This window comes from Amycolatopsis sp. NPDC003676, from assembly GCF_053587275.1.
Map to the genome: position 1 here is coordinate 1 of NZ_JBSFNS010000224.1, position 3,192 is coordinate 3,192.

Below are 3,192 nucleotides of genomic sequence, written 5' to 3' on the forward strand. Positions count from 1 at the left end.
CGGCGGACCCGGTTTCGGTGCGGGTGCTGGACATTTCCGGCGCTCCGGTGGACGGCCAGGCGCGGCCGAAGCTGACCGAGCCGGAGGTCTCGCAGCTCAAGGCGGGTTTGCCGGTGCAGTCCGACGGTTCGCGCTGGCGCGGCCAGGTGGTTAGCACACCAAACGGAAGCCAGCGGCTGGTCGTGGCAGGTGCCGGGCTCGTCGGGTTCGCCGCCGCGGTGCATTACGGCGGGTTGTGGCTGGTCGTGGTCGCGCTGGTCGGTGCGTTGGTGGCAGGCCTGGCGACCTGGCTGGTCGTCCGGCTCGCGCTGCGCCCGGTGGCTCGGATGCGCGGGCTGGTGCGCGCGCTGCCGCCCGGTTCCCGGCTGCCGCTGCCGACTTCGCACGACGAAATGCGCGCGCTGGCCGAGGAGTTCAACGCGCTGCTCGAACGCCAGGAAGAGGTCAGCCAGCGGCTGCGCAGGTTCACCGGCGACGCGGCGCACGAGCTGCGTTCGCCGGTCGCGTCGATCCGCGTGCAGGCCGAGGTGGCCGTCACGAATCCCGATCCGGAGCTTTCGCAGGAGACGCTCTCGGACATCCTTGAGGAGTCCGAACGGCTGTCCGGCCTGCTCGACGGCCTGCTCACGCTGGCTCGCTCCGACGCCGGCGAGGTGCCGCCCGCGGAACCGGTCGAGGTGGTGTCCGAGGTCCGCGCGGCCGTGCGGCGGCTGCCGTCCGGGACGCCGAACACGCGGGTGAGCAGCGCGGTGGCGCAGGCCTGGGCGTCGGCGGCGCACCAGGAGGTCGAACTGGTGCTGGACAACCTGCTGCGTAACGCCTGCCGGTACGCGTCCGGGCAGATCGTGGTGTCCGTGCTCGCCTCGCGGTCGAAGGTCCGAGTCGTGGTGGACGACGACGGTCCCGGCATCGCGCCCGAGCACCGGAGCAAGGTGTTCGACCGGTTCTACCGAGTGTCCGACGACCGGGCGCGCTCGTCCGGCGGAACCGGGCTGGGCCTGGCGATGGTCGCCGAAACGGTCCGCCGCCGAGGCGGCCAGGTGCGAGTCGGCGAGTCGCCGGACGGCGGCGCGCGGTTCGAGGTCACCTGGCGGGCGGGAGCGGACCGGTGAATCCGGTGGGGGAGACTGGGCGCATGGACGCGGTCATCGTCGGGGCGGCACTGGTGCGCGACGGCAAGCTTCTTGCCCAGCAACGAGCTTGGCCGCCGCATCACGCGGGCCAGTGGGAACTGCCGGGCGGGCGCGTCGAAGAGGGCGAGACCGAAGCCTTCGCACTGGCCCGGGAATGCCACGAGGAACTGGACGTGGTGGTCACCATCGGCGAGCGCGTCGGCCCGGAAATCCCGCTGCCGGGCGGAAAAGTGCTGCGCGTGTACTCCGCCGCGCTGCTGTCCCCCGGCGACGAGCCGCGAGCGGTCGAACACACCGCCCTGCGCTGGGTCGGCCACGACGAACTGGACGATCTGGACTGGCTCCCCGCCGACCGGGACCTGCTACCCGCACTGCACGCCCTCGTGAGTGCCGATCGCGGTTAGAACCGGGACCAGCACTCACGAGGCCCTTCAAGCAGCCCCGACCATCCGCAACGCCGCGGACACCCGGTGCGAACTGCGATCGATCGCCCGCTCGGCACCCGCCTTGCGCACCCGCTCCAGCTCAGCGACGTCGTCGAGCAACGCGCGCGTGCCCTCCCGGACCGGCCGCAACTCCTCGATCACCGCGTCGGCGACTGTGTCCTTGAGCACGCCGTACGACGGATACTTCTCCGCGAGCTCCGCAGGGTCTCCGCCCACACAAGCAGCCAGAATCTCCAGCAAATTCGAGATGCCCGGCCGATTTTCCGGGTCGTACGCGGGCACCGAATCCCCGTCCGTCTGCGCCTTGCGGATCTTGCGCCGAATCTGATCCGGCTCGTCCAGCACGAACACCACGCCCACGGAATTCTGCGCGGACTTGGACATCTTCCGCGTCGGCTCGGCGAGATCTTTCACCCGCGCTCCCGCCGGCGGCAACGTCGCCTCCGGCACGACGAACACCTCGCCGTAAGTGGAGTTGAACCGCCGGGCAAGCGTGCGCGCCAACTCGACGTGCTGCCGCTGATCCTCGCCGACCGGTACTTCATCCGCGCCCTGCAACAGAATGTCGGCCGCCATCAACACCGGATAGGTCAGCAAACTGAGCCGAACTCCCGCCTGCCCCTTGGACTTCTCCTTGAACTGGATCATCCGCGCCGCCTCGCCATACGAGCACGTGCACTCCAGCACCCAGGTCAACGCCCCCAGTTCCCGCGCAAGATCAGACTGCACGAACACCCGCTCCGGCGCGATCCCGGCAGCCACCAGCACGGCTAGCTGTTCGGTCGCCAACGACCGCAACTTCGCCGGATTGTGCGCGGTAGTCATCGCATGGAGGTCGGACACGAAGTACAGATCGTCCGCCCCGCCCTCAGCCGCCCACCGCCGCAACGCGCCGAGGTGGTTGCCGAGCTGAACGTGACCGGACGGGGTGATGCCGGACAGCTGGACCATTGGATTTTCCTCTCCCTAGGTTGATCAGGACCCCGGGAGCAGACACAAAAAAAGCCGCCCACCGGGGCGGCCTTCGCTGGTTTTTCAGCGCAGAGCAAGCGGGCCGCCAACGGGCGGCCACCACTGAGTGCTCTGGAAACGCATGCGGCGAGCCTAGCACCGGACTACGGTTCGAACCATGTTCGTCGTCGTGCTCACGTACATCGTTCCGCTAGCGGAAATCGACCGCGCCCTCCCAGCCCACAACGAGTGGCTGACGAAGCAGTACGAAGACGGCCACTTCCTGGCGTCGGGAGGCCAGAAGCCACGGACCGGCGGCGTGCTGATCACCCGCCCCATGGAACGCGCGCAACTGGACGCGATCCTGGCCACCGACCCCTTCGCGATCGCCCAGCTGGCGACCTACGAAATCATCCACTTCCAGCCCACCAGGACGGCCCCGGAACTGAACCTGGTGAACGAACTCCTGGATAACAACTAGCAAAGCCGTGAGGGCCACCCTCAGAGACTCTGATTCCCTGAGGGTTCCCCTCACGTACCTAAAACCGCACCAGTGCACCCACCGTCGGAGCCACCCACCCCGCCCCCAACCCCGATACGAAGCCTTCTCTGCGGTTCGGGGGTGCTTGTCAAGGCATCAGTGCCGCCATTAAAAGAACAAA

General features: G+C 68.5%; 4 protein-coding genes. 3 read left to right on the forward strand and 1 reads right to left on the reverse strand.

All coding sequences use genetic code 11. From position 1 onward, the window contains the following. Together ACWDNU_RS44955 and ACWDNU_RS44960 are read left to right on the forward strand one after the other, a co-directional pair. Positions 1-1,112, forward strand: a 1,112-nt coding sequence (locus ACWDNU_RS44955) for a sensor histidine kinase (RefSeq protein WP_449673345.1), incomplete at its 5' end; no start/stop codon positions are given. 23 nt (positions 1,113-1,135) lie between these two features. After that, the gene (locus ACWDNU_RS44960; protein ID WP_449673346.1) at positions 1,136-1,537 is read left to right on the forward strand and encodes a (deoxy)nucleoside triphosphate pyrophosphohydrolase; all 402 of its coding nucleotides are present in this window, start codon (positions 1,136-1,138) and stop codon (positions 1,535-1,537) included. Between the two features lie 27 nt (positions 1,538-1,564). Here the strand turns inward: ACWDNU_RS44960 and trpS are convergent, their stop codons facing one another. Then, positions 1,565-2,530 carry a tryptophan--tRNA ligase gene (gene trpS / locus ACWDNU_RS44965; RefSeq protein WP_449673347.1) on the reverse strand — a complete coding sequence of 322 codons (966 nt, stop codon included), beginning with the start codon at positions 2,528-2,530 and terminating at the stop codon, positions 1,565-1,567. Between the two features lie 178 nt (positions 2,531-2,708). Here trpS and ACWDNU_RS44970 point away from each other — a divergent pair, with 178 nt between their 5' ends. After that, complete coding sequence (locus tag ACWDNU_RS44970; protein ID WP_449673348.1) at positions 2,709-3,011, forward strand: YciI family protein; 303 nt, start codon at positions 2,709-2,711, stop codon at positions 3,009-3,011. The last annotated feature ends 181 nt before the right edge of the window (positions 3,012-3,192 follow it).

Coding starts and splice junctions, on each gene's coding strand:
- ACWDNU_RS44960 (WP_449673346.1), top strand. CDS start 1,136: ATGGACGCGGTCATCGTCGGGGCGGCACTGGTGCGCGACGGCAAGCTT.
- trpS (WP_449673347.1), bottom strand. CDS start 2,530: ATGGTCCAGCTGTCCGGCATCACCCCGTCCGGTCACGTTCAGCTCGGC.
- ACWDNU_RS44970 (WP_449673348.1), top strand. CDS start 2,709: ATGTTCGTCGTCGTGCTCACGTACATCGTTCCGCTAGCGGAAATCGAC.